The sequence below is a fragment of the Streptomyces cyaneofuscatus genome (genome assembly GCF_033109485.1).
GTDB lineage: Bacteria > Actinomycetota > Actinomycetes > Streptomycetales > Streptomycetaceae > Streptomyces > Streptomyces cyaneofuscatus.
The window spans coordinates 2,803,447-2,828,718 of record NZ_CP137002.1 but is presented as its reverse complement, the minus strand read 5'-3'; the positions used below and the strand labels follow the sequence as shown (position 1 = coordinate 2,828,718).

At 71.0% G+C, this 25,272-nt stretch carries 24 protein-coding genes; 17 read left to right on the top strand and 7 right to left on the bottom strand.

What is annotated here, in order from left to right; all coding sequences use genetic code 11:
* Positions 1–165: 165 nt before the first annotated feature.
* Positions 166–981: an arylamine N-acetyltransferase family protein gene (locus R2B67_RS11900; RefSeq protein WP_317817761.1), complete on the bottom strand. Its 816-nt coding sequence runs from the start codon at positions 979–981 to the stop codon at positions 166–168.
* Positions 982–1,116: 135 nt separating this feature from the next.
* Here R2B67_RS11900 and R2B67_RS11895 point away from each other — a divergent pair, with 135 nt between their 5' ends.
* Complete coding sequence (locus tag R2B67_RS11895) at positions 1,117–1,974, top strand: S1 family peptidase (protein ID WP_317817756.1); 858 nt, start codon at positions 1,117–1,119, stop codon at positions 1,972–1,974.
* A gap of 53 nt (positions 1,975–2,027) precedes the next feature.
* On the opposite strand, the gene R2B67_RS11890 is transcribed toward R2B67_RS11895, so the two are convergent.
* Positions 2,028–2,840, bottom strand: a complete 813-nt coding sequence (locus tag R2B67_RS11890) for a TetR/AcrR family transcriptional regulator C-terminal domain-containing protein (protein WP_317817754.1) — start codon at positions 2,838–2,840, stop codon at positions 2,028–2,030.
* Positions 2,841–2,930: 90 nt separating this feature from the next.
* Here R2B67_RS11890 and R2B67_RS11885 point away from each other — a divergent pair, with 90 nt between their 5' ends.
* Positions 2,931–3,785: a siderophore-interacting protein gene (locus R2B67_RS11885; protein ID WP_317817752.1), complete on the top strand. Its 855-nt coding sequence runs from the start codon at positions 2,931–2,933 to the stop codon at positions 3,783–3,785.
* 59 nt (positions 3,786–3,844) lie between these two features.
* Here the strand turns inward: R2B67_RS11885 and R2B67_RS11880 are convergent, their stop codons facing one another.
* The gene (locus tag R2B67_RS11880) at positions 3,845–5,464 is read right to left on the bottom strand and encodes an N-acyl-D-amino-acid deacylase family protein (RefSeq protein ID WP_317817750.1); all 1,620 of its coding nucleotides are present in this window, start codon (positions 5,462–5,464) and stop codon (positions 3,845–3,847) included.
* Positions 5,465–5,508: 44 nt separating this feature from the next.
* A complete protein-coding gene (locus tag R2B67_RS11875; protein ID WP_317817748.1) occupies positions 5,509–6,828 on the bottom strand; it encodes an alanine racemase in 1,320 nt (439 codons plus the stop codon).
* A 133-nt stretch (positions 6,829–6,961) separates the two neighbouring features.
* On the opposite strand from R2B67_RS11875, the gene R2B67_RS11870 reads away from it, so the two are divergent.
* The 4 genes from R2B67_RS11870 (at position 6,962) to R2B67_RS11855 (ending at position 10,878) form a co-directional block, all read left to right on the top strand.
* The gene (locus tag R2B67_RS11870) at positions 6,962–8,080 is read left to right on the top strand and encodes a sugar kinase (RefSeq protein WP_317817746.1); all 1,119 of its coding nucleotides are present in this window, start codon (positions 6,962–6,964) and stop codon (positions 8,078–8,080) included.
* Positions 8,077–8,835, top strand: a complete 759-nt coding sequence (locus R2B67_RS11865; RefSeq protein WP_018510320.1) for an IclR family transcriptional regulator — start codon at positions 8,077–8,079, stop codon at positions 8,833–8,835. Before R2B67_RS11870 ends, R2B67_RS11865 begins: the two co-directional genes overlap by 4 nt.
* Before the next feature lie 6 nt (positions 8,836–8,841).
* Positions 8,842–9,252 (top strand): RidA family protein, encoded by a 411-nt coding sequence (locus R2B67_RS11860; RefSeq protein ID WP_018510319.1) that lies wholly within the window; start codon positions 8,842–8,844, stop codon positions 9,250–9,252.
* A gap of 150 nt (positions 9,253–9,402) precedes the next feature.
* Positions 9,403–10,878: a GntP family permease gene (locus R2B67_RS11855; RefSeq protein ID WP_018510318.1), complete on the top strand. Its 1,476-nt coding sequence runs from the start codon at positions 9,403–9,405 to the stop codon at positions 10,876–10,878.
* Positions 10,879–10,924: 46 nt separating this feature from the next.
* Here the strand turns inward: R2B67_RS11855 and R2B67_RS11850 are convergent, their stop codons facing one another.
* Positions 10,925–11,299, bottom strand: a complete 375-nt coding sequence (locus R2B67_RS11850; RefSeq protein WP_317817740.1) for a type II toxin-antitoxin system VapC family toxin — start codon at positions 11,297–11,299, stop codon at positions 10,925–10,927.
* The gene (locus R2B67_RS11845) at positions 11,299–11,541 is read right to left on the bottom strand and encodes a type II toxin-antitoxin system Phd/YefM family antitoxin (protein ID WP_109979339.1); all 243 of its coding nucleotides are present in this window, start codon (positions 11,539–11,541) and stop codon (positions 11,299–11,301) included. Before R2B67_RS11845 ends, R2B67_RS11850 begins: the two co-directional genes overlap by 1 nt.
* A 173-nt stretch (positions 11,542–11,714) precedes the next feature.
* Here R2B67_RS11845 and R2B67_RS11840 point away from each other — a divergent pair, with 173 nt between their 5' ends.
* Complete coding sequence (locus R2B67_RS11840; protein ID WP_237327667.1) at positions 11,715–13,025, top strand: Nramp family divalent metal transporter; 1,311 nt, start codon at positions 11,715–11,717, stop codon at positions 13,023–13,025.
* Between the two features lie 86 nt (positions 13,026–13,111).
* On the opposite strand, the gene R2B67_RS11835 is transcribed toward R2B67_RS11840, so the two are convergent.
* Entirely contained in the window at positions 13,112–14,842 is a 1,731-nt protein-coding gene (locus R2B67_RS11835; protein WP_317817738.1) for a chitinase, read from the bottom strand.
* 687 nt (positions 14,843–15,529) lie between these two features.
* Here R2B67_RS11835 and R2B67_RS11830 point away from each other — a divergent pair.
* From R2B67_RS11830 to R2B67_RS11785, 10 genes are all read left to right on the top strand, one after another.
* Complete coding sequence (locus R2B67_RS11830; RefSeq protein WP_026241159.1) at positions 15,530–16,396, top strand: hypothetical protein; 867 nt, start codon at positions 15,530–15,532, stop codon at positions 16,394–16,396.
* A 103-nt stretch (positions 16,397–16,499) separates the two neighbouring features.
* Positions 16,500–17,216, top strand: a complete 717-nt coding sequence (gene cpaB / locus R2B67_RS11825; RefSeq protein ID WP_018510312.1) for a Flp pilus assembly protein CpaB — start codon at positions 16,500–16,502, stop codon at positions 17,214–17,216.
* An 8-nt stretch (positions 17,217–17,224) separates the two neighbouring features.
* Positions 17,225–18,526, top strand: a complete 1,302-nt coding sequence (locus R2B67_RS11820) for a CpaE/TadZ family protein (RefSeq protein WP_317817736.1) — start codon at positions 17,225–17,227, stop codon at positions 18,524–18,526.
* Positions 18,527–18,529: 3 nt separating this feature from the next.
* Positions 18,530–18,958 (top strand): TadE/TadG family type IV pilus assembly protein, encoded by a 429-nt coding sequence (locus tag R2B67_RS11815; RefSeq protein WP_317817735.1) that lies wholly within the window; start codon positions 18,530–18,532, stop codon positions 18,956–18,958.
* Between the two features lie 3 nt (positions 18,959–18,961).
* Positions 18,962–19,402: a TadE/TadG family type IV pilus assembly protein gene (locus R2B67_RS11810; RefSeq protein ID WP_317817734.1), complete on the top strand. Its 441-nt coding sequence runs from the start codon at positions 18,962–18,964 to the stop codon at positions 19,400–19,402.
* A 70-nt stretch (positions 19,403–19,472) separates the two neighbouring features.
* Complete coding sequence (locus R2B67_RS11805; RefSeq protein ID WP_109979344.1) at positions 19,473–20,810, top strand: TadA family conjugal transfer-associated ATPase; 1,338 nt, start codon at positions 19,473–19,475, stop codon at positions 20,808–20,810.
* A 10-nt stretch (positions 20,811–20,820) separates the two neighbouring features.
* Positions 20,821–21,765 (top strand): type II secretion system F family protein, encoded by a 945-nt coding sequence (locus tag R2B67_RS11800; protein WP_317817733.1) that lies wholly within the window; start codon positions 20,821–20,823, stop codon positions 21,763–21,765.
* Between the two features lie 20 nt (positions 21,766–21,785).
* Entirely contained in the window at positions 21,786–22,673 is an 888-nt protein-coding gene (locus tag R2B67_RS11795) for a DUF5936 domain-containing protein (protein WP_317817732.1), read from the top strand.
* A 120-nt stretch (positions 22,674–22,793) separates the two neighbouring features.
* Positions 22,794–24,167, top strand: a complete 1,374-nt coding sequence (locus tag R2B67_RS11790; protein WP_317817731.1) for a sensor histidine kinase — start codon at positions 22,794–22,796, stop codon at positions 24,165–24,167.
* Positions 24,168–24,210: 43 nt separating this feature from the next.
* A complete protein-coding gene (locus tag R2B67_RS11785; protein ID WP_317817730.1) occupies positions 24,211–25,113 on the top strand; it encodes a response regulator in 903 nt (300 codons plus the stop codon).
* Positions 25,114–25,272 lie beyond the last annotated feature (159 nt).

Sequence of the window (25,272 nt, the reverse complement as noted above, 5' to 3'; positions counted from 1 at the left end):
TCGCGGCTTGGAAGGCTTGGAAATGGGGCGTGAGCCGCCCGGCCGGGTGAGATGCGCCACGCGGCGGGCTCACGGGTCCGCCACGCGGCGGGCTCACGGGTCTGTCACCCGGCGGGTTCACGGGTCTGTCACCCGGCGGGTTCACGGGTCTGTCACCCGGCGGGTTCAGGCGGGCAGCTCGGCGCCCTCGGGGACGTGGATGCCGAAGCTGTCCTTCAGCACCTCGCGGAGCTCGTCGGGGCCGGACAGCAGCCGCTCCTTGATCGTGCCGTCCCCGGCCGTCTCGACGAGGTCCAGCCCGGCGAGCGACCGGTGGGAGGAGTCGGGCAGGGCGCGCTGCGCGTACACCGCCTGCCGGAACGGTGAGTGGGGGCTGGTCGCGATGTACCAGTTGATCATCTCGACGTCCACGCCCTCGAACGGCTCCGCCGTGAAGGCGTACTGCGCCTCCCAGCTCCCGCCCTTCTCCGCCTGCACCTCCCACATCTCCAGCGGCCCGTCGTGCGCCACCGTGACGAGCCGGTGATGGCGCGGAGCGTCGTACAGCTCCGCCCCCGTCACGAGCTCGATGGGTTCCAGCAGCGCGCCGATGCTCCCGAACCCGACATCGGCGAGGTACGGGGTCGCCACGTCCGGCACGTCCACCCGCAGCAGTATGTGGCTGCGCGGCCGGATGTCGCCCGGCGCGGCCCCCAGCGTCACCCGGGCGGTCAGCAGGGTCACGGTGAAGCCCAGCTGCCGCAGGACGGCGGCGAGGAGGGCGTTGTGCTCGTAGCAGTAGCCGCCGCGCCCGCCGTGGACGAGCTTGGCCTCCAGATCGGCCGGGTCCAGGGAGGGCACCGAGCCGAGCACCGGGTCCAGGTTCTCGAACGGGATCCCCAGGGCGTGCGCGCGGTGCAGGGACCGCAGCACCTCCACCGTCGGGCGGGGCTCCCCGGTCCAGCCGATCCTGGCGAAATAGGCGTCGAGGTCGAGTTTCATGCCCCCGACCGTACGCAGCCGAGGCAGCCGTGGCCGGAAGTGACCCCTTGTGATGGCCTGACATCTGCGCCACCATGCGCATGTCAAAAGCCGGAAGATCTCCGGTCCTTGGCATCACTGGAGGGGACCCCCCACATGAACAAGCCTCTCATCGGTGCGTTTTTTGCTGCCCTGCTCCTGGGGGCGGGCATCACGCCCGCCGTCGCGGCCGAGTCCGCACAGGCGCGGGAATCCGCCACCGAGACCGCTCCCGCAGCGAAGGCCGTGACCTTCGCCGGGACCGTCGCACTCAGCAACTGTTCGGGCTCCGTGGTCCGTTCGCCCGACTCCCAGCCCACCGACCCCGCCCTCGTGCTCTCCAACGGGCACTGTCTGGAGACCGGCTTCCCGGGCCCGGGCGAGGTGCTCGTCGACCGGCCGTCCACGCGGACGTTCACCCTGCTCAACGCCTCGGGTGCCGGCGTCGGCACGCTGAAGGCGAGCAAGATCGCGTACGGCACCATGACCGACACCGACCTCTCGCTCTACGAACTCACCTCCACCTACGAGCAGATCGAGACCGGCTACGGCATCAAGGCGCTGGAGCTGGAGACCGCGCACCCGGTGGCGGGCACCGCCATCACCGTGGCCTCCGGCTACTGGAAGCGCACCTACAGCTGCGACATCGACGGCTTCGTCCACCAGCTCAAGGAGGGCCGGTGGACCTGGAAGGACTCCGTTCGCTACACCCCGGAGTGCCAGACCATCGGCGGTACGTCGGGTTCGCCGGTGATCGACGACGCCACCGGCAAGGTGGTCGCCGTCAACAACACCGGTAACGAGAGTGGCCAGGAGTGCACGGACAACAACCCGTGCGAGGTCGACGAGAACGGCGAGGTGACCGTCCGCGAGGGCATCAACTACGCCCAGCAGACGTACAACATGGTCCCGTGCATCGGCATCGGCAACAAGATCGACCTGGACCGGGAGGGCTGCGGGCTGCCCAAGCCGTAGTCGTCGCTGCTGTGTAGGCGCGCCGGGTGGTCCTGGCCTCCAGGCCTTGAAGGTCAGGATCGCCCGGCGCGTGCCGCCTCGATCCCGTCCAGCAGCACCTCGAGCCCCACCCGGAACGTCTCCCGGGCCTCCCGCTCCGGATACGGCATCGCATCCTCCTGGTCGTCATGTGTGCGATACGACTCCGGCGCCGCCTCCCGCTCCAGCCGGATCACCGCCGGGAAGCGCTCCGCGAAGTCCGGGACCAGCTCGGTCAGGGCCGCCGAGCGGGCCGCCCACCACTCCTCGTCGGAGCTCCCGGTCGCCGTCGCGGCCCTGCGCGCGTCCGCCACCGTCCGCGCCGAGCCCTGCACCAGCGGGAACAGCGTCCCCACCAGCCGCCGCACCGTCCCCGCCTCCAGCCCCGTCGCCCCGAGCAGCCGGACGAGCGTGTCCAGGTTCGCGTACTCGTGCGGCCCCAGCACCGGCCGGGCCTGGGACACCTGGAGCACCCAGGGGTGGCGGACGTAGAGCTCCAGGACCTCGCAGGACCAGGCGGTGAGCGGTGCCCGCCAGTCGTCCGACTCCGGGTAGGAAGTGGGGAGTTCGGCGTGGACCGCGTCGTACATCAGGTCCAGCAGCTCGCTCTTGCCGGGTACGTGGGTGTAGAGCGCCATCGCGGTCCGCCCGAGCCGGTCCCCGACCGCCCGCATCGACAGGGCCGCCATGCCCTCCCCGTCCGCGACCGCGACCGCCGCCGCCACGATGGCGTCCACGCTGAGCCGGGGCTTGGGCCCGGGGCCGGTGCGCGGCGGGGCGGCGACCTCCGCGCGCCAGAGCAGGGAGAGGGAGCGGCGGGCGTCACCCTGCCCGGCAAAGACCACCACTTGCGACTCCTTACGCCATAAAGTAACTTCGGCCGGGCAATCCGGGGATTCTTTACGTCGTAAAGGTATCAGGGAGAGGGGTGCCGAATCATGGGTCAGGCCATGCCGGTCAGCTATGTACGGGTCACCGGGGTCGAGCGGATCACCCCGCGCACCGCGCGGATCACCTTCACCGGGGACGCGCTGCCCCGCCTCATGGAGGACCGTCCCGACCAGCAGATGAAGCTGTGCCTGCCGCGCGAGAGGCGGAGCGTGGCGGAGGGGGCGCTGCCGGAGCAGGACGCCGAGGACACGTACGGCATGCGCTGGTACGAGGCGTTCCTCGCGATCCCGGAGGCGCGACGGCCCTGGATGCGCGGCTTCACCGTCCGCGCCTACGACCGCGAACGCAACGCGATGGCCGTGGACTTCGTGCTCCACGGCGACGGCGGGCCCGCCTCGCGCTGGGGCGCCGCCGCCCGCCCCGGTGACGTCCTCGGCATGGTCGGCCCGTCCTCCCTCTACGCCCGTCCGCTGCCGGAGGCGGAGCGGATGCTGCTGGCCGGGGACGAGACGGCGCTCCCGGCCATCGCCACGGTGCTGGAGGCGCTGCCGGGCACGACCAGGGCCCTCGTGTACGCCGAGATCGCGGACGCGGGGGAGGAGCTGGAGCTGCCGGCCGCCGCCGGAGGGGCGGAGGTGCGCTGGGTGCACCGGGACCGGGGCGGCTCGCTCGTGGCGGCGGTACGGGGTGCCGGGGCGGGCCTCGACGGGGTGGACGGGGCCTGGGTGGCGGGCGAGGCGTCGGCGGTCCGGGCGCTCCGCCGCCATCTGGTGGGGGAGCGGGGGCTGCCCAAGGGGGCCGTCGAGTTCAGCGGCTACTGGCGGCGCGCGCTCACCCAGGACGACGCCCCGACCGAGGAGGACATCGCCTGGGCGGCGGAGCGCGCCGCCGACGCCTCGTGAAGGGCGATGCCTCGTGAGCGCCGCCGCCTCGTGACGGTGCTCAGGGCGCCTAGAGGTGCTCAGGCGGCTCCCGCGCCCCGCACCGCCCGGCCCGCCAGTACCGACGTGCGCCGGCCGTCCTTGATGACGAACCGGCCGTCGATCAGGACGTGCGGGATGCCCACCGGCAGCGTGCGCGGCTCCTCGAACGTGGAGCCCGCCGCCACCGTCTCCGGGTCGAAGAGCACCAGGTCCGCGCGGTAGCCCTCGCGCACCAGGCCCCGGTCCGCCAGCCGCAGCCGGGCCGCCGGGCGCGAGGTCAGATGGGCCACGCACTCCTCCAGCGAGAGGATGCCCAACTCCCTTGCGTACCGCCCCAGATACTGGGGGAAGGTCCCGTACGCCCTCGGGTGCGGCTTGTCGCCCTGGAGGATGCCGTCGCTGCCGCCGGTGTGCACCGGGTGGCGCATGATCTGCTGGACGTTCTCCTCGTGGCCCACGTGCTGGAGGATCGTCGTCCCGAGCCGGTCCTCGGTGAGCAGCCGCCGCGCCGTCACCCACGGCTCCTCGCCCCGCAGTGCCGCCGACTCCGCCACCGTACGGCCCACGTACACGGCCAGGTGCGGGGCGCTGACGCCGGAGATCTCGATGGTGTCCCACTCGATCGGCACCCCGTGGCAGCCGTCCGAGCCGAGCACCTCCAGGTGGTGCCGTATCTTCTCCGCGCTCGCCGGGTCCGCGAGCCGGGTGAGGACCGACTCCGGGCCGCCCTCGCCCGCCCAACTGGGCAGCATGGCCACGAGCGTTGTGCAGCCCGGGGTGTACGGGTAGGTGTCGAGGGAGATGTCGGCCCCGGCGGCCAGTGCGCCGTCCAGCAGGGCGAGGAGATCGGGCGCCTTGCCCTTGTTCACGCCGAAGTTCATGGTGGCGTGGGCGAGATGGAGGGCGCAGCCGGCGTGTTGGGTCAGCCGCACCATCTCCTCGTAGGCTTCGAGAGCTCCGGCCCCGTAACTACGGTGGTGCGGGCAGTAGTAGCCGCCGTGGCGGGCCACCACCCGGCAGAGTTCGGTGAGTTCGGCGTCGCCCGCGTACATGCCGGGGGTGTAGGTCAGGCCGGACGACATGCCGACCGCGCCCTCGCGCATGCCCTGGTCCACCAGCTCCTTCATCCGGGCCAGTTCGGCGTCGGTGGCGGGGCGGTCGTCCCAGCCGACGGCGTACATCCGTACCGTGCCCTGCGGGATCAGGTAGGCCGCGTTGACGGCGATGCCCTCGCCGCCGAAGTTGCGGTCCAGCCGGTCCAGATAGCCGCCGACCGTGCGCCAGTCGAAGTCGATGTCGGAGCCGTCGCCGTTCCAGCCGGTGATGGAGCGGCGGACCTCGGCGAGCGTACGGTCGTCGACCGGGGCGTACGACAGGCCGTCCTGGCCGAGGACTTCGAGGGTGACGCCCTGCGCCGCCTTTGCGCTGTGGTCCGGGTCGCGCAGCAGCGCCAGATCGCTGTGGGCGTGCATGTCGATGAAGCCGGGGGCCAGCGCGAGGCCTTCGGCGTCGACCGTGCGGGTGGCGGTGGGGCGGGGGCCGGGGGAGCCCTCGCGGTGGATCTCGGCGATCCGGCCGCCGTCGACCGCCACATCGGCGCGGTAGGACGGCTCGCCGGTGCCGTCGACGACGAGCGCGTCGCGCAGGACCAGGTCCATGGGTGGCCTTTCGGAGCAGGGGTCGGAGCAGGGGGGTGGGCGGCTCAGAAGAACGTGCGGATGTAGTCGCTGACCGTGCCGTCCGCCTCCACCAGCGGGATGAGCTGCCACTTGTCGAAGCTGGTGCACGGGTGCGAGAGGCCCATGCCGACCCAGTCGCCGACCTCCAGCTCGGCTCCTTCGTCCGTACGCACCCAGGTGTGCTGGTCGGAGAGGCCGGTGACCGTGATCCCGGTGGCGGGGCGCACCGAGCCGTCCCGGGCGGAGCGGACCACCTGTGCCTCGGGGAGGTCGAGGTCGTACGCCGCGTCCCGCTTGCCCGCGTTCAGGAACGCCTGCTCGGCGGTCGGGCGGGAGACGACCTGGGCCCAGAGGCGGAAGGCGGGCTCCAGGGCGCCCTCCTCGGGGACCCGGTTGAAGGGGGTGAGGTGCTTGTAGTGGCCGTCGTCGTGGGAGACGTACGCGCCGGAGCGGAGCAACTTGAGGACGGGGAGGGTGAGTTCGGGGATCTCCGCGAAGACGTCCGCCACCGCGTCGAACCAGGCGCTGCCGCCCGCGCTGATGACGATCTCCTCGGCGCCGGTGAACCGCTTCTCGGCGTCGAAGGTGGCCGCGAGCGCTACGAGGCGCCGCAGCCACGCCCGTACGCGCTCGGGGTCGGCGTCCGGCACCTCGCCCTCGTACCCGGCGACCCCCACCAGCCGCAGCGACCCGGCCGCCGCCACCGCGTCGGCCACCGCCGCGCAGTCGGCCTCGGTCCGGGCCCCGGTGCGCGCGCCCTCGCCCGCGCCGAGCTCCACGACCACGTCGACGGGGCGGGTGGCGCCCGCCGCGCTCAGGGCCTCCTCCATCAGCTCGACCCCGCGCACGGAGTCGACGTAACAGATGAAGCGGAACTCCGGGTCGGCGCTCATCTCGCCGGCCAGCCAGCGCAGCGCGACCGGGTCGACCAGCTCGTTGGCGAGGAAGATCCGCCCGATCCCGTACGCGCGGTAGACCCGGGCCTGGTGCGGCACGGCGGCCGTGATGCCCCAGGCGCCGCGCTTCAGCTGGTCCGCGAAGAGCTGCGGGGCCATGGAGGTCTTGCCGTGCGGGGCGAAGGCGAGACCGTGGCGCTCCGCGTACGTCTCCAGCAGGGCGAGGTTGTGCTCGACCGACTCGGCGGAGAGCGCGAGGACCGGGGTGGTGAACCCGCCGGTGAAGAGGTTGCGGCGCTCGGCGGCGAGGGTGGCGACGGTCAGGCCCTCGGCGTCGGGCGGGAGCGCCTTGAAGCGGTGGTCGACGCGTTCTTCGGCGAGGCCGGCCGCGAGGGAGACGGGTGAGGCGGGTGAGGTGGTGGGGGCGGTGGGGCGTTCGGCTGCCAAGGGGAGCTCCTCGAAGTCTGTTGCAACATATGCAACACCCATTGCGTATATCGCTCAACGCTGTCTAACATCCGAGCCGATGCCCGGTCAATGGTGACCACCGGCCCGCACGCCGATCAGCGAGGAGCCTTCAGTGTCCGGACCCGCAGGAGGGACGGCCCGCGCCGCCACGACCACCGATGTCGTCTGTCTCGGTGAGTCCATGGTGACGTTCCTGCCCTCGCAGCCCGGCCGCCTCGCCGACGTACCGTCCTTCGGGCGGGGGATCGGGGGCGCCGAGTCCAACGTGGCCTGCGCGCTCGCCGCCGCCGGGCACCGGGCGGCCTGGGTCGGGCGGGTCGGCGCGGACGGCTTCGGCGACCACCTGGTCGAGACGATCGGGGGGTACGGGGTCGACACGTCGGCCGTGCGGCGGGATCCGGAGCGTCCGACGGGGATCTACTTCCGTACGGCGACGGATCGCGGGGCGGGGGCGCACGAGGTGGCCTACTACCGGGCCGGGTCGGCGGCTTCTGCGATGTCGCCGGCGAATGTGCCGTACGAGGAGGTCTTCGCGGGCCGTGTGCTGCACCTGTCCGGGATCACGGCTGCGCTGTCCGCCGACTGCCTGGAGCTGGTGCGGGAGCTGACGGCTCCGCGGCCGGGGCGTCCGCTGGTGTCGTTCGATGTGAACCACCGGCCGCATCTGTGGCGGGGCGGTCCGGCCGATGCCTCCGTGCTGCTGGAGTTGGCTCGTCGCTGTGACCTGGTGTTCGTGGGGGAGGACGAGGCGGAAGAGGCGTGGGGGATCGTGGGCGCGGAGGCGATCCGGGCGGCGCTGCCGGAGCCGGCGGTGGTGGTCGTGAAGCGGGGGAGCGCGGGCGCGACGGTGTTCGCCTCGGGGCTCCGCCCCGGACCCCGCTCCTCAAACGCCGGAGGGGCTGAAAACGACGGGGCTGAGTTCGCGCCCGACGCCGTCACCCCCGTCCCCGCCCTCCATGTCGACGTCGTCGCCGCAGTCGGGGCCGGGGATGCCTTCGCCGCCGGGTTCCTCTCCGCCACCCTGCGCGACCTCCCCGTACGGGACCGGGTCCGGCACGGGCACCTCATGGCCGCCGCCGTCCTCACCGTCCCCGGTGACCTCACCGAGCCGCCCGCCCGCGACCACGCCGACCGCCTCGTCGCCCTCGACGACGAGGCCTGGGGGAGACTTCGTCTCGGCCCCGGCTGGACCGCAGCCGACCGGGCCCCCGAGGAGGTACGTACGCCATGAGCCAGACCGTCGACCGGGCACTCAGCATCCTGCCGCTGCTCGCCCAGGGACCCGCCGACCTCGGCCAGGTCGCCGAGCGGCTCGGCGTCCACAAGTCCACGGCGCTGCGCCTGCTGCGTACGCTCCACGAGCACGGGCTCGTCTACCGCCAGCAGGACCAGCGCTACCGCCTCGGCGCCCGCCTCTTCGCGCTCGCGCAGGAGGCCGTCGAGAACCTCGACGTACGCGAGATCGCCCATCCGCATCTGGTCGAGCTGAACGACCGGTGCGGGCACACCGTGCACCTCGCCGTCTACGAGGAGCAGGAAGTCCTCTACATCGACAAGGTCGAGAGCCGCTACCCGGTCCGGATGTACTCGCGGATCGGCAAGCCCGTCGCGATCACCGTCGCGGCCGTGGCCAAGCTGCTGCTCGCCGACCTCACCGAGCCCGAGCGGCGCGCGATCGCCGAGAAGCTCGACTACCCCATGTACACGTCCCGTTCGACGCCCAACGCGGCCGCCTTCCTCAAGGAGCTGGCCGTCGTGCGCGAACAGGGCTGGGCCACCGACCTCGGTGGCCACGAGGAGTCCATCAACTGCATCGGCGCCCCCATCCGCGGCGCGGACGGGCGGGTCGTCGCGGCCATGTCGGTGTCCGCACCGAACGTGGTCGTCACGGCCGAGGAACTCCTCACCCTGCTCCCGCTGGTCCGGCGCACCGCCGAGACCATCAGCCGGGAGTACTCCGGCACCAACCGACCCAAGAAAGTCTGATCAGCCATGACCGAGAAGACCGCCCTCACCCCCTCCACCCACACCGCGCCGCCGGCGAAGTTCTCGCACGGCGTGCGGAAGGGGAACATCCTCCAGGTCGCCGGCCAGGTCGGCTTCCTCCCCGCCGTCGAGGGCCAGGCCCCCACCCCCGCCGGCCCCACCCTGCGCGAGCAGACCCTCCAGACCTTCGCCAACGTCAAGGCGATCCTGGAGGAGGGCGGCGCGAGCTGGGACGACGTGATGATGATGCGCGTCTACCTCACGGACGTCGACCACTTCGCGGAGATGAACGAGATCTACAACGCGTACTTCGCCGAGCAGAACCTCAAGGAGGCCCCCTCGGCCCGTACGACGGTCTACGTCGGCCTGCCCAAGGGGCTGCTGATCGAGATCGACGCGCTCGCGGTGCTCAGCTGACGGTTCCTGCTTCACCGAAGGTCCGGTCGCACTGATCTCCGTGCCCCACCCGCAGCAACTCTCCACCTCGCCGTACGGCGCGGCGCCCCGTCCCCCGGGGGCGCCGTGCCGCGCTCCCCCCTGCCCTCCTCCAGCACCACCGGAGTCCCCTTGTTTCTCGCCGCCACCCCACCGCCGGTCGAGACGCCACCGCACACCGGTGGCCTGCTCCTCCTGATCGACGGCACCGCCGGTCTGCTGACCGTCGCCGCCCTCGGTATCGCGCTCCTCCTCTTCCTGATCATCAAGGTCAGGCTCCAGCCGTTCGTCGCCCTGCTCGCGGTCTCCATAGCCGTCGGCCTCGGCGCCGGGCTCTCGGTCACCGAACTCTTCGGCACCGTGCAGAAATCCGCCGCCGTCTCGGTCATCGAGTCCGGCATGGGCGGCATCCTCGGCCATGTCGCGATCATCATCGGGCTCGGTACGATGCTCGGCGCGATCCTCGAAGTGTCTGGCGGCGCCGAGGTGTTGAGCGCCCGCCTGCTGAACGCCTTCGGCGAGAAGCGCGCCCCGCTCGCCATGGGGATGACGGGCCTCGTCTTCGGTATCCCGGTCTTCTTCGACGTCGGCATCTTCGTCCTCGCGCCGATCGTGTACGCGGCCGCCAAGCGCTCCGGAAAATCGATTCTGCTCTATGCCATGCCGCTGCTGGCGGGGCTGTCGATGACCCATGCGTTCCTGCCCCCGCACCCGGGGCCGGTGGCCGCCGCCGGACTCTTCAACGTGTCGCTGGGCTGGGTCATCCTGATGGGCGTCGTGGTCGGCGTCCCGTCCGTCATCGCCGCCTGGGCGTACGCCGCCTGGATCGGCAAGCGGATCTTCGTCGACGTACCGCAGGACATGGTGGAGGCCGCCGAGGAGGCCAAGGCCGCCGTAGCCGCCGAACAGCGCGCCGCCGGGGTCACCCCGCACGAGAAGCCGGTCCCGCTCGCCACGGTCCTCGCGATCATCGGGACCCCGCTGATCCTGATCCTCGCGGCGACGTTCTCCTCCATCGCGCTGGACCCGTCCACCCTCCGCTCGGTGATCGAGTTCTTCGGCAACCCGTTCGTCGCCCTGACGATCGCCCTCTTCCTCGCGTACTACCTGCTGGGCATCCGCCGCGGGTGGTCCCGCAAGTCGCTGGAGTCCGTCTCCACGTCGTCGCTCAAGCCCGTCGGCAACATCCTGCTGGTGGTCGGCGCGGGCGGCATCTTCGGTGCCGTACTCAAGGGCAGCGGGATCGCGGACGCGCTGGCCGACACGTTCAACGACGTGGGCCTGCCGGTCATCCTGCTCGCCTGGCTGATCTCGGTCGTCCTGCGCGTCGCCCAGGGCTCGGCGACCGTCGCGATCGTCACCACGGCCGGGATCGTGGTCCCGCTGGTCGAGGGCCAGGACCTGTCCCAGGCCCACCTCGCACTGATCATCATGGCGATCTCGGCGGGCTCGATCTTCGCCTCGCACGTGAACGACGGCGGCTTCTGGATGGTGTCGAAGTACTTCGGCATCTCGGAACGCGACACGCTGAAGTCCTGGACGGTGCTGGAGACGGTGCTGTCGGTGGCGGGCTTCGTGGTCGCGGCGCTGCTCAGCCTGGTGATCTAGGAGCCGTCAGCCCCTGGGGAGCGGCGGGTCCCCAGGGGCTTCCTTTTCAGACGGCCATGACCGGGACGTCGTACTGCGGGATCCGCTGGTCGCGGGTCACGATGGTCATCCCCTCGATCTGCGCCTGGGCGATCAGTATCCGATCGAAGGGATCGCGGTGCATTGCAGGCAGCCGGCCCGCCCGCACCCCGTGCCCCGCGGTGATCGGCAGCGCGGTGAACTGGCTGTCACGTACGCGCTCCGCCAGGTCGTCGGGGCCATCCAGCTTCCCCAGGGACTGCTTGATGGCGATCTCCCACGCGGAGACCGCGCTGAGGTGGACGGAAGGTTCCGTGTCGAGGAGATCCTTCACCTGGTCGGAGAGCTCGTCGGAGTCCTCGAGCCACCAGAGGATCACATGGGTGTCGAGCAGGAGACGCATCAGCGCATCCCGAAGGCGTCGGCGATGTCGTCCGGCAGCTCGTCGAAGTCGTCCGCGATGTGGATACGGCCCGCCAGCGACCCGCGTCCGGTCCTCCTGACCTTCGGACGCAGAGGTACCACCTTGGCGACCGGCTCGCCCGCCTTGCTGATCACGACTTCCTCGCCGGTGGCGACCTGCTCCAGAATCCGGGAGAGGTGCGTCTTGGCCTCGTGCACGTTGTACTGCCGGGCTGCTTCCACGGCTGCCTCACCAGAGGAGAAGGGGGGTGGACTAAGGGATGGACTAACTAAGGCTACCTCAGGCTGACTGAAGCTACCTAGGGCTACCTGCGGCTGCCCATGGCGCCGGCCTCACCGCACAATCCCCGCACGCCCCCTTGTGCCGCCCCGCCGATTGCGCTTCCTTGATCGGCATGTCCGAGACAAGCGCAACCACAGAGACAGGGGAGCCGGCCTCCCGACCACGTAAATCCAGCTGGAAGTACATCGGCCCCGGCATCGTCGTCGCGGCGACCGGGGTCGGGGCCGGGGATCTGGTCGCGACGCTGATCGCGGGCAGCAAGTTCGGGTACACCCTGATGTGGGCGGCGGTGATCGGCTGCGTCGTCAAGATCTCGCTCGCCGAGGCGGCCGGCCGCTGGCATCTGGCGACCGGGCGCACGCTCTTCGACGGGTGGCGCAGCATCGGGGCGTGGACGACCGTCTACTTCGCGATCTACGTCGTCGTCTGGGGCTTCATCTACGGGGCCACGGCCATGTCCTCCAGCGCCCTGCCCATCGTGGCGCTGTTCCCGGACGGGCCGGGGCTGAAGTTCTGGGCGATCGTGACCGGGCTGATCGGGCTGGCCTTCGTCTGGTTCAACCGGTACGCCGTCTTCGAGAAGGTCATGACGGTCCTGATCGGCATCATGTTCGTGGTGGTCGTGTACGTGGCCGCCCGGGTCGTGCCGGATGTGGGGGCCTCGTTGGCCGGGCTCGTCCCCGTACTGCCGGATGGTTCGCTGCTCTACACGCTCGGGCTGATCGGCGGCGTCGGCGGCACGATCACGATGGCCGCGTACGGGTACTGGGTCAACGCCAAGGGGTGGAGCAACTCCTCCTGGATGAAGGTGATGCGGCTCGACAACCGGGTCGCCTACATCACCACCGGGATCTTCGTCGTGGCGATGCTCATCGTCGGTGCCGAGCTGCTGCACGCCTCGCAGATCGCCCTCACCTCCGGTGACCGCGGGCTGATCGACCTGGGCAAGGTGCTGGAGGACCGGTTCGGGGCGGGGACCGCGAAGCTCTTCCTCGTCGGTTTCTTCGCCACGTCGTTCTCGTCGCTGATCGGGGTCTGGCACGGGGTGAGCCTGATGTTCGCCGACTTCGTGGAGCGGTTCCGGGCCCCGGCCGCCGAGGACGCTCCGGAGAAGGAGCACGCCGGGCCCGCCGTCGTCGCCCGGCAGCAGCGGTCGCTGCCCTTCCGCGCCTACCTGCTCTGGCTGACCTTCCCGCCGATGACCCTGCTCTGGCTGGACGAGCCGTTCGGCCTGGTCATCGCGTACGGGGTGCTCGGCGCGTTCTTCATGCCCTTCCTTGCCCTGACCCTGCTCTGGCTGCTCAACTCCTCCCGTACGCCCAGGGAATGGCGCAACGGCTGGGTCAGCAACGGGATGCTGGCCCTGGCCGGGCTGCTGTTCATCGTGCTGTGTGTGCAGCAGGTGCGTGAACTGCCCTGGTGAGGGGCGGACTTACGGAACGCCGCAGCGCCGCCGGGGGAGCGGCGGCGCTGCAGGTTTCGGGGTGGTGATACCGGGTGCGGTTGCGGTTACGGCAGGCTGCGGACGTGCGGGCCGACCGCCTTCGACCAGGCGAACCCGGCCGTCGCGTCCCAGTTGGTCGACCAGGTCATCGCGCCACGGAGCGACGGGTAGGTCTTCGAGGGCTTGAACGAACCGCAGTTGGTGCCCTTGGTCAGGCAGTCCAGGGCGGCGTTCACGATCGACGGGGCGACATAGCCGCTGCCCGCGCCGCGGGTGGAGGCCGGGACACCGATGCCGACCTGGCTCGGGTCGAGGCCGCCCTCCAGCTGGATGCAGGCGAGCGCGGTGAGGAAGTCCACCGAGCCCTGCGAGTACACCTTGCCGTCGCAGCCCAGCATCGAACCGCTGTTGTAGTACTGCATGTTGACGACGGTCAGGATGTCCTTGATGTTGAGCGCCGTCTTGAAGTACTCACCGGACGTCGACTGCATGTCGATGGTCTGCGGCGCCATCGTGATGACGAGCCCGCTGCCCGCCTTCGCCGACAGCTGGCGCAGCGCCTTCGTCATGTACGTCGCGTTGAGGCCGTTCTCCAGGTCGATGTCGACCCCGTTGAAGCCGTAGTCCTGCATCAGCGCGTACACCGAGTTGGCGAACGCGGTGGCGGAGGCGTCGTTGTCGACCCGGACCGTGCCCAGCTCGCCGCCGATCGAGATGATGACGTTCTTGCCCTGCGCCTGCTTGGTCTTGATGTCCGCGCGGAACTGGGCGTCGGTGTAGCCGCCGAGGCCGGCGCTGTCCAGCTTGAAGGTGACCGCGCCCGGCGTCGGCGTGGCGTCCGCGAAGGAGACCGCGATGATGTCGTAGTCGGCCGGGACGTCGGTGAGCTTCTGGACGGCCGCGCCGTTGTTGAAGTTCTGCCAGTAGCCGGTCACCGCGTGCTTGGGCACGGCGGGGCCGGGGCCGCCCGTACCGGGCTTGGCCGTACGGGCGCTCACGGCGGCGGACTTGACCGACTCACCGGCCGCGTTGGTGGCGCTCACGGTGAACTGGTACGCCGTGTCGGCGGCGAGCCCCGTGACGGTCGCCGAGGTCCCGGTGGAGGTGGTGGCCTGCACACCGTCCCGGTAGACCTTGTAGCCCGTGGCGCCGGAGACCGCGTTCCAGGACAGGGCGACGGAGGAGGTCGTCGTGGCACCCGCGGTGAGACCGGCGGGGGCCGCCGGGATGACCGGTCCTGGACCGTCACCGCCGCCACCGCCGTCGGGTCCGGTGACCTCGACGTCGTCGGCGAAGTAGGCGGACTGCCCGTACCAGCCGTGGGTGTAGATGGTCACCGACGTGGTGTTGGCGCCGGTCTTGAAGCTCGTGGACAGCTTGGTCCAGGTGGTGGAGCCCGGCGTCCAGGTGGAGACGTCGGTCGTTCCGCTGCCGGTCACCCCGAGGTAGGCGTAACCGCCCTGCACCCAGGAGCTCAGCGCGTACGTCGAGTTGGGCTTCACGGCCACGGTCTGCGTGCACTTGGCGTGGTCCTGGCCGGCCGGGGCGGCCTTCAGCGCGGAGGTGCCGCTGCGCACGGGGGTGGAGACGGTGGTGCCGCTCCCGGCGGAACAGGACCAGTTGGCGAGCCCGGACTCGAAGCCCGCGTTCTTGGCGTTGTTGACGTCGGCGGCCTGAGCGGTGGAGACGAGGCCGGTGACGGTCAGGGCGCCCGCCGCGATGACGGCCATGGCGCCGCCGAGGAACGGACGGGAGGTGTTCCTTCTGCGTCTTCTGCTGCCTGCGGAGCGTTGCACGTGGGCCTCCGGTGGGGAGTTGGTGGTGCGTGGCGGGGGTGGTGCGGCGGTGCGGGCGTGCCGGACGGACGGGTGCACGGCGCCGGGGATGGGGAAGGCCGTGCGGGTGGACGTGCGGGTGGAACGGAAGCGGTCGTCACCGCTGGCGGATAAACTGGTCCAGACCAATCAAGTTGTCAAGACCTCTGGCAGTGATCGGGGCTTCCGGAGGGGGTGGCGGCCGCTCGCGCGGGAGGCCGGAGGGGCGCCCGCGAGGCGCTCGGTGAAGCGTCCCGGGCCGGAATTTCTTTGCCGGACGGCACCCCCGCGCCCGTACCGCGTTACCCCCACGGGTGATCTTGCCGAAGGTCTTCGTACCGTGACGAAACCGCCCGCCGAAATGATCCGGAACGCGCCCCTATCCGCCCTGACGTGCGGGAATGAAAGTGCGCCCGGATTCCGGATGACGGGTTCGGTAACGCTCCGCAGTGGTGGAGAAGTTGACCGGAATCGATTTCATCCTGTTTAGCACCCGACCCCCGTACGAACGGTGTTCGCATGATGACGCACTGGTCTCCGATAACTGTTCTCTGCCTGGTGAGACGTGGCTAAAGTGCTGAGGCAGGAGCACGGAGCAGGAGCGATTGCGGCCGACGTCTCGACGGCGGCCGGAGCCGAACGGGGAAGAGCGTGCCGACCGCAATAGCAGTGACGAGTGCAGATCTGGTGCTGCCGCCCACCGATCAGCAGACACCGACCGCGGCCCTGCTCCAGGCCCCCGAAGCCCAGGTCCTGGAGCTGGCGATCGGCGACATGCATCTGCTGCTCGAACAGCACGGATATGTGATCGCCCTCTACCCCTCCGGCATCCGGCCCGAGCACGAACGCCGGCTCCACTCCATCCGCTCGGTCCTGGAGAGCGACCGGATCGCCCTGGTCAAGGTCGACCTGCCGCCCCTCGGCGTGGCCGTACTCGTCCGCCAGCTGCGGCAGTTGTCCATCTGCGACTTCAGCCCCGGGGTCGTCGCCTCCGCCGCCCGGCTGCTGTCGCACTACATCTACGCGGGCGCCCTGCTCAACTCGGTCGCCAAGCTCGACCGGGTCCCGGTCAGCCTCAAGAGCCATGCCAGGTCCTGGGTCCCCGGCTCCCAGTTCGCCGTACTCGCCGGCCCCGAACCGCAGCTCATCAAGGTGGGCCCGGCCGCCGAACCCCTGGCCGGACCGGAATTCCGTACGCATCTTCTCGTCGCCCAGGGGCAGTTGCAGTCGGACTGGGTACAGGAGACCCTCGCGCCCGCCTGGAAGGTCCAGGCCGTACACGACACGCGCCTGCCCGCCGACTCCGCGCGCTGGTGGGGCACAGGGCGGCTGGTGGAGTTCGCCGCCCATCTCCCGGACCTCTCCGTGCTGTACCAGCTGGTCTCCTCGGTCCGCCGGGAGCGGTGCCACTGGTGCGAGATGGAACTCATCGGCGACCGCTGCGCCTTCTGTTCCGCACCGCTCGCCGCCCCCGAGAACCGCAGGCCGGCCGGCGGTGTCCTTCAGCTGGAAGCCGGAGAGCGTTCCGGACCCTAGGCCCGCCCGGCCCAGGCGCCCGGTCCCCGGCCCGTACCGCCTCACCCCGCCTCCCTCTCTGTCCGCTGCCCCACGCATCCGATTCGAACGAGGTTGTCCGGCCATGAACTCCCGCCAGCGCCGCGGCGTGATACTCCTGCTCCTGTCGGTCCTGTGTGCCTTCGGTGCCTTCGCCGGCGTGCTCTCGGTGATCAGCGATGTGAACTCCAAGGTCGGCCCCGAGGTGACCGCCTACCAGCTGAAATCCGACGTGGCCCCCTACACGGCGCTGAACAGCGGCCAGTTCGAGAAGATCGCGATGCCCAAGCGCTGGCTGTCGGAGAACGCCGTGACCGACCTGCGGGAGGTCGAGGGGAAGATCGCCGTCACGCAGCTCCGCGGCGGCTCGCTCCTCCAGTCGGACATGATGGTGCGCAAACCCGAACTCCGCGCCGGTGAGCAGGAGATCGCCATCATGATCGACGCCGCCACCGGCGTGGCGGGCAAGATCACACCGGGCGCCACGGTCAACATCTACGCCACCTTCGCGGGCGAGCAGCAGCAGGAGAACGCCGAACCCGCCCAGTCCAAGGTCATCGTCTCCAACGCCAAGGTGCTGGAGGTCGGCAAGCTCACCGCACTGAACCCGAGCGGCGACGACCGGCGCACCCAGATGACCGAGGCCGTGCCGATCACCTTCGCCCTGAACACGCTGGACACCCAGCGCATCGCCTACGCCGAGTCCTTCGCGGAGCACGTACGTCTCGCACTCGTCGCCCCCGGCAGCGACGGCACCATCCGCCCGGGCGACCGCACCTACACCCTCGACAAGGACAAGTGAGGGACCGGATGACCACCAGAATCCTCCCGGCCGTGGCCGACCCCGACGCGGCCCGCGCCCTCACCACCCTGCTCAGCCAGCTCCCCGACGCCGAACCGGCGGCCCCGGTCACCGACTCGACCCAGCTGATCGACACCCTGGCCCGCCTCGCTGGCGAGGCCCTGGACGAGCTGCCCGAAGTGGTGCTGGTGCACGAGCGGATCGGCCCGGTCCCGGCCCTGGAGCTGATCCGGGAGGTGTCCCTGCGGTTCCCCTCCGTCGGGGTCGTCATGATCACCACGGATGCCAGTCCCCACCTCTTCGCCGACGCGATGGACTCCGGGGCGCGCGGCCTGGTCACCCTGCCGGTGGGGTACGAGGAGCTCGCCAACCGGGTCCAGGCCGCCGCCCAGTGGTCCACCGGCGTACGCCGCCACCTCTCCTCCGCCAACGACGTCTTCACCGGCCCCGGGGGCACGGTCGTCACGGTCACCGGCGCCAAGGGCGGCGTCGGCGCCACCGTCACCGCCATCCAGCTCGCCCTGGCCGCCCAGGCGTCCGGCCACACCGTCGCCCTGGTCGACATGGACCTCCAGACCGGCGACATCGCCTCCTTCCTCGACGTACAGTTCCGGCGCTCACTCGTCGACCTCGCCCTGATCACCGACATCTCGCCCCGGGTCCTCGCCGACGCCGTCTTCTCCCACTCCACCGGCCTCGCCCTGCTGCTCGCCCCCGGCGAGGGCGAACGCGGCGAGGAGGTCAGCGACCGCTCGGCCCGGCAGATCGTCAGCGCCCTGCGCTCCCGGTACGAGATCGTCGTCATCGACTGCGGCGGCCAGATGAACGGGGCCAACGCGGCCGCCATCGAGATGGCGGACACGGCCCTGCTGGTGACGACCCCGGACGTGGTCGCGGTGCGCGGCGCGAAACGTGTCGTACGGATGTGGGAACGGCTCCAGATCCGCAAGGCCGAGGAGACCGTCACCCTGGTCAACCGCTTCACCCGCAACACCGAGATCCAGCCGCCCCTGATCCAGAAGATCACCGGCACCCGGGTCGCCGCCGCGGCGGTCCCCGCCAACTTCAAGGAGCTCCAGGCCGCCGTCGACTCCGGCCGCCTGCACGAACTGGACGCCAAGAGCACGGTCAAGCAGGCCCTGTGGGGGCTGGCCGGAGAGCTGGGCATCGTCAAGCCGAGCGTGACCGCCAAGAAGTCCGGCGGCGTTCTGGCCAAGAGGAACAGCGGCACCTTCAAGAACGACCGGGGCTCGACCGGAAGCACGCGCCGCCGGCGCGGCGGGCCCGCCGACGCTGAGGGGACACGTTGAGCAATGACGACCACCACAAGGACGGCCCGCACCGGCATACGGGGGCTCAGGGGCCTCCGGGAGCGCCCCCGAGGGGGTGACCGGGGGCAGACCTCGGTCGAGTTCCTGGGGATGACCCCCTTCATCATCCTGATCATGCTCGTGCTCTGGGAGTGCGCCCTGATCGGCTACACCTTCAGCCTCGCGGGCAACGCGGCGGACGTGGGCGCGCGCAAGGGGAGCGGCGCGGAGTACGGGGCGGACGCGGCGTGCCGGGCGGGCGCGATGAAGGACCTGCCCGACGCCTGGTCGGGGGCGGCACGGGTGGAGTGCGGGCGGGGCTCGGGCCTCTACGAGGCGAGGGTGACGCTCAAGGTGCCGGTGCTGGTGCCCGGCCTCTTCGACCTGGACATCGACATCGACGGCGAAGCCGGATCGGCGCTGGAGGACTGAGCGATGACGACGACCATGCCGTACAGCGGACACATCAGGGCGGGACGGCCCGGCGGGCCCGGGCGGGCCGCGACGGACCGGGAGCGGGACCGAGGCCAGGGCCGGGACCGGGGCCAGGTCGCCCTGGAGTATCTCGGCTTCCTCCCCCTCCTGCTCCTCGTCGCCATGGGGGCCCTCCAGCTCGGCCTCGCCGCGTACGCCGCCAACCAGGCGGGCACGGCCGCACGCGCCGGAGCCCGTACGGCGGCCAGCTACGACGCCCACGGCGACCCGCAGTCGACGGCCCGCAGCGCGGTGAGCGGCTGGCTGGGCGACGGCGGGTTCCGGTACAGCCAGCGCGGCGGCCGGGACATCACCGCGACGGTCCAGGTCAAGGTCCCCTCCGTCGTCCCCGGCCTGGACGGCTGGTGGGCGAAGCGGAGCGCCACGATGCCGCGCGAGTAGCCGCCCCTCAACAGGCTGGATGGATCCCGCAACACCCGTAACACCCGCGACACCGAGGAGAGTTGGGCAGATGAGCCTGCGGGCACGCATGACCGCCCCGGACGAGCACGGCGGCGCACGGGAGGACGGCCACATGGTGGCCACCTACCGGGCCAAGCTGCTGGAGGAGATCGACCTCGCGGAGATGTCCTCGCTGGCCGCCGCCGACCGGCGGGCCCGTCTGGAGCGCGTACTCGGCCACATCATCAGCCGCGAGGGCCCCGTCCTCTCCACCGTCGAGCGCTCGCAGCTCATCCGGCGCGTCGTGGACGAGGCGCTGGGCCTCGGCATCCTGGAACCGCTCCTGGAGGACGCGTCGATCACCGAGATCATGGTGAACGGCCCGGACCAGATCTTCGTCGAGCGCAGCGGCAAGGTCGAGCAGCTCCCGATGCGCTTCGGCTCGCACGAGCAGCTGATGCAGACCATCGAACGCATCGTGTCGACCGTCAACCGCCGGGTGGACGAGTCGAATCCGATGGTCGACGCCCGCCTCCCCAGCGGCGAACGTGTCAACGTGATCATCCCGCCGCTCTCGCTGACCGGCGCCACGCTCACCATCCGCCGCTTCCCGCGCTCCTTCACCCTCCAGGAGATGATCGGCTTCGGCTCGCTGGACGAGCAGATGCTGATCCTGCTCGCCGGGCTCGTCCAGGCCAAGTTCAACATCATCGTCTCCGGCGCCACCGGCACCGGGAAGACGACGCTCCTCAACGCGCTCTCCGGGCTGATCCCGAACACCGAGCGCATCGTCACCATCGAGGACTCCGCCGAACTCCAGCTCCAGCAGAACCATGTGATCCGGCTGGAGTCCCGCCCGGCCAACGTCGAGGGCAAGGGCCAGATCACCATCCGCGACCTGGTCCGCAACTCCCTGCGTATGCGCCCCGACCGCATCGTCGTCGGTGAGGTCCGCGGCGGCGAGTCCCTCGACATGCTCCAGGCGATGTCCACCGGCCACGACGGCTCGCTCGCCACCGTCCACGCCAACAGCGCCGAGGACGCGCTGATGAGGCTCCAGACCCTCGCCTCGATGTCCGAGGTGGAGATCCCCTTCGAGGCGCTGCACGACCAGATCAACAGCGCCGTCGACGTGATCGTCCAGCTCACCCGGCACGCCGACGGCACCAGGAAGATCACCGAGATCGCGGTGCTCGACTCGCACGGCCGCGACCCGTACCGGATCGTCACGGTGGCCCGGTTCAACGGCCAGCCGATGGCGGCGGACGGCCGCATCTACGGCCGCTTCCAGTACCTGCCGCTGCCCCGCAGGGTCGCCGACCGGCTCTACATGGCGAGCCAGCCCATCCCGCAGGCGTTCGGCATCGCGGAGAGCGCCGAACAGCTCGCCACCCGAGAGGCCAACTAGGTACCGCGCCATGGACAACGTCAACCTCCCCCTGGTCACCGTCGGCGTCACCCTGCTCGCCTGTGTGCTCGGCGTGATGGGCCTGTACGCCTACTCCGGCGGCAAGGCCGACCGCGACGCGCTCGTGGAGCGGCTCTCCCACGTCGGCCAGATCCCCGAGACGGGCCGGCACCGCCGGTTCAAGGGCCTGGACCGGCGGCTGCGGGCCACCGCGCTCGGCCGGAAGCTGGAGCTGAAGCTCGCGGCGACCGGCATGGAGCTCACCCCCGGCGAGTTCTTCGTCTACGCGCTCCTCGCGATGGCCGGGCTGTGGATGATCGCCTCCTCCATGCTCGCGGCCTTCTTCGGCCCGGTCGCCGCGCTGATCGGCCTCTGGGGCACCAACGCCTTCCTCAACTGGCAGCGTACGAAGCGCACCGAGCGCTTCATCAACCAACTGCCCGAGCTCTCCCGCATCCTGGCCAACGCCACCCAGGCGGGCCTGGCCCTGCGCACCGCGCTCTCCATGGCGGCGGAGGAGCTGGAGGACCCGGCGGGCGAGGAACTGGCACGCGTGGCGCGGCGGTTGGCGGTCGGTGAATCCCTGGACGAAGCGCTGAGCGAGCTGACGGACCGGCTGCCCTCCCGCGAACTGGTGGTTCTCGTCACCACATTGGTCCTCTCCAACCGGGCGGGCGGTACGGTCGTCAGCTCGCTGCGCAACCTCACCGAGACGCTGGAGGAGCGCAAGGAGACCCGCCGCGAGGTCAAGACCCAGCTCTCCCAGGTCACCGTCACCGCCTACGCCGTACCGGCCTTCGGTATCGGCGCGATGCTCCTGATGAACGCGGTCATGCCCGGCGCCCTGGACCGTATGACCGGCGCCTTCATCGGCCAGGTCGCGGTGGTCGTGGCCATTGCCCTGTACGCGATCGGGTTCGTGGTCATCCGCCGCCTGTCCCGTATCGACGTCTGACCGGCTGGGAGAAGAACGCCATGGACCTGCTGCTCGCCCTGGTCGTCGGCCTCGCCGTCTACGGGGCCATCCACGGCATCCGGATGTACCGGGCCGACGCCAAGCTCCCCGGCGACCTCGCGGTCGCCCTCGAATCCGGCTCCTCGCGCACCAGTGCGGTGGGCTCCGGCATCGACCGGCTCGGCATCCGCTGGGCCCCGATGGTGCTGCGGATGATGGGCCCCAAGGCGGTGAACAAGAAGCGCCGCCAGATCGACCTGGCCGGAAACCCGGGCGGCCTCACCATCGACCGTTACGCGGCCCGCCGTGCGGTCTACGGAGCGCTGGGCCTGCTGGGCGCCTTCTCGATGCTCCTCCAGGGCCAGCTCTTCCTGGCCCTCCTCATGATCGCGTTCGGCCTGTTCTGGGTGGAGGCGGGGATCTGGTCGGCGATCCGGGTCCGCCGCGAGCACATCGAGCGCACCCTGCCGGACTTCCTCGACGTCCTCGCCGTCGTCGTCTCCGCCGGACTCGGCTTCCGGCAGGCGCTGGACCGGGTGGCGGAGAAGTACGAGGGTCCCTGGTCCGACGAACTCCGCATCACCCTGCGCCAGATGGACATGGGCGTCAGCCGCCGCCAGGCCTTCGAGGAGCTGCGCCGCCGCAACGACTCGGAGCAGGTCGCGATGTTCGTCACCACGCTCCAGCAGGGCGAGGAGCTGGGTGCGCCCATCGTCGAGACGCTCATCCAGATCGCCAACGACATGCGCCGCACCGACGCCCAGAACGCCCGCCGCAAGGCGGCCAAGGCGGTCCCGAAGGCGACGTTCGCGGTGACGTCGTTCCTGCTGCCCGGCACGCTCGTTCTCCTTACGGTCGGGTTCGTGTACGGGGCCGACGTCGACTTCTCGTTTCTCACGGGCGGCTGACATGAACGGCGGGAGGGATGGGGACGACGGGGGCAGCGGACTCTTACAGGCTCGTACGGACTCGTACGCGTACGGGCCCTTACGGAGTCCCGCGGAGCACGAGACGGAGGTGACAGGAACATGGCATACCAACTGAGCGGTACCCAGCCGGGCCTCTCCGCCGACCTGACCCGGGCCCACGCCGGCACCCCGGCCGCCCCCGCCTTCGCCATCCAGGTCAACGCCCTCCAGGCCATGTGCCGTCAGGTGTTCGGCTTCCGCCTGGCGATGATCGCGATCGCCACCCCGTACGCCATCGGCCACACCGCCCCCGGCCTGCCCACCTGGTTCATCGGCTCGGCGGTCCTGGTCACCTTCATGGGCTCGTACGTCCTGTTCCGCGACTGGGAACGCTTCGGCCCTGTCCTCCTGCGCCACCCCTGGCTCCTCGCCGTCGACGTGGCCTTCGGCTCGCTCCTGCTGATCACGGCGACCCCCGAGTCGACCCTCGCGTACGTCACCGTCTGCACCCCGCTGCTGGCCGGCCTGGTCCAGGGCTGGCGCGGGGCGGCGGTGTTCGCGGCGCTCCAGGTGGTGATCGTCTTCGGGGTGTACGCGAGCGTCCCGAAGCTGGAGGCGGGCGGCGCCACGGGTCTCCTCCTCCCCGGCTTCTGCGTGATCGCCGGAGCGGTCGGGGTCACCCTGCGCAACCTGCTCCTCCGTTTCGGGACGGCCACCCAGGCGCTCACCGAGACCCGGGCGCGGCTGGCGGTGAACGAGGCGGTGGAGGGCGAGCGCACCCGCCTGGCCCGGGAGATGCACGACTCGGTCGCCAAGACCCTGCACGGCCTGGCCCTGGCCGCCGACGGCCTGGCCTGCTCGGCCGACCGGATGGACCCGCCGACCGTACGCCACCAGGCGGAGCTGGTCGCGAGGGCGGCGCGCCGGGCCGCCGCCGAATCGCGGGAGCTGCTGACGGACCTGCGCCGCGAACAGGGCCTGGAGGGCGGCGTGGACTTGGTCGCCGAACTAGCCGCCCAGGCGGCGGACTTCACCGCCCGCCACCCGGTGACGGCCACGTTCCGCCGCCTCGCCGAGGACACCCCGGTCCCGCCCGTCCCCCAGGCGGTGGCCCGCCAGCTCCTCACGGTCGCCTCGGAGGCCCTGGAGAACGCGCACCGCCACGCGGGCCCCACGTACCTGGTCGTCCTGGCCGGGGTGAAGGGCGACGTGCTGAGGGTGAGCGTGTACGACGACGGCCGCGGCCTCCCCGCCGGAACCACCCTGGAGAGCCTGCGCCGGGCGGGCCACTTCGGCCTGGTCGGCATGGTGGAGCGGGCGGCGTCGATCGGGGCCCGTATCCGGATCGGCCGGGGGAGGGCGGAGCGGGGGACGGAGGTACGGGTGGAACTCCCATTGGCGGCGCTGGCACCACCACCGACACCGCCACCGCCGTTCGCGCCCGCGCCGGACGGGGCGGGCGCCCCGGCCACCGCCCCCTTGCCATCCCTATGACCCGCAACTTCGGGTGAACCCGCCCCAGAGAGGAGGTCGCAGCATGCCGGACGACGCCTTCGAACCAGGCCCCCCGCACCCCGCGACCGTTCCCCCCGCCCTGCCCCCCGCGCCCGCCACGGCCCGGCTCCGGGTGGTGGTGGCCGACGACAACCCCGTGGTCCGGGCCGGCCTGGGCGTCCTGCTCTCGGGCCGGGCCGACATCCAGGTCGTCGCGGAGGCGGCGGACGGCCGGGAGGCGTACGAGAAGACGCTGCACCACCGCCCGGACGTGGTCCTGCTGGACGTCCGCATGCCCGGCGTGGACGGCATCTCGGCGCTGCCGCACCTGGTGGGCATCGCCCCCGTACTCATGCTGACGTACAGCCGCGAGAGCGAGATCGTCCACGAGGCCCTGCGCCTGGGCGCGGGCGGCTACCTGGTGCACGGCGAGTTCACGTCGGACCAGCTGGTGCAGGCGGTACGGGACACGAGGAACGGCCGCGCCCACTTCACCGCCACGGCCGCCGACGCCCTGCTGGCCCACATGCGCCACGGCACGGCCCCGAACCGCGCGGCCCTGCCCGACGGCCTGGGCGCGGCCCTCACGACGACGCATGCGCGGACGTCCGCCCGGACGCCCGTCCACGAGCCCTCCCGGCAGCGCGAACATTCCGAAAGCCTTTCGCAACTGCAACCTCCTGTGGGACAGTCTTCTGTACCCGGGGGGTCGGTCTCTCCCCCCAACAGGCAGCAGTACGGGCTGAGTTCGAGGGAGGTGGAGGTCATGGAGCTGATTGCGTCCGGAATGAGTAATCAGCAGATCGCCGCCACCTGCTTCATCAGCGAGAAGACCGTCAAGAACCACATCAACCGCATCTTCACCAAGCTCCACAGCACCAGCCGCAGCGAGGCGATCGCCCGCTGGCTCGGCACGGCCCCCCGGGACCCGGGACGGCATCCATGACCGGCGGGATGCCCGACGAGAGGGCCCAGAACACCTTTTGGGCCCGGGAATGGGCCCACGGACCCTCTGAGCGCGCGGTGGTTCCCCCCTATGTTTCTCCCGTCGCCCCCGGCACCGGCCAGGAGGAAGCCGGAACCGGAGACGCCACCGCAGAAACGC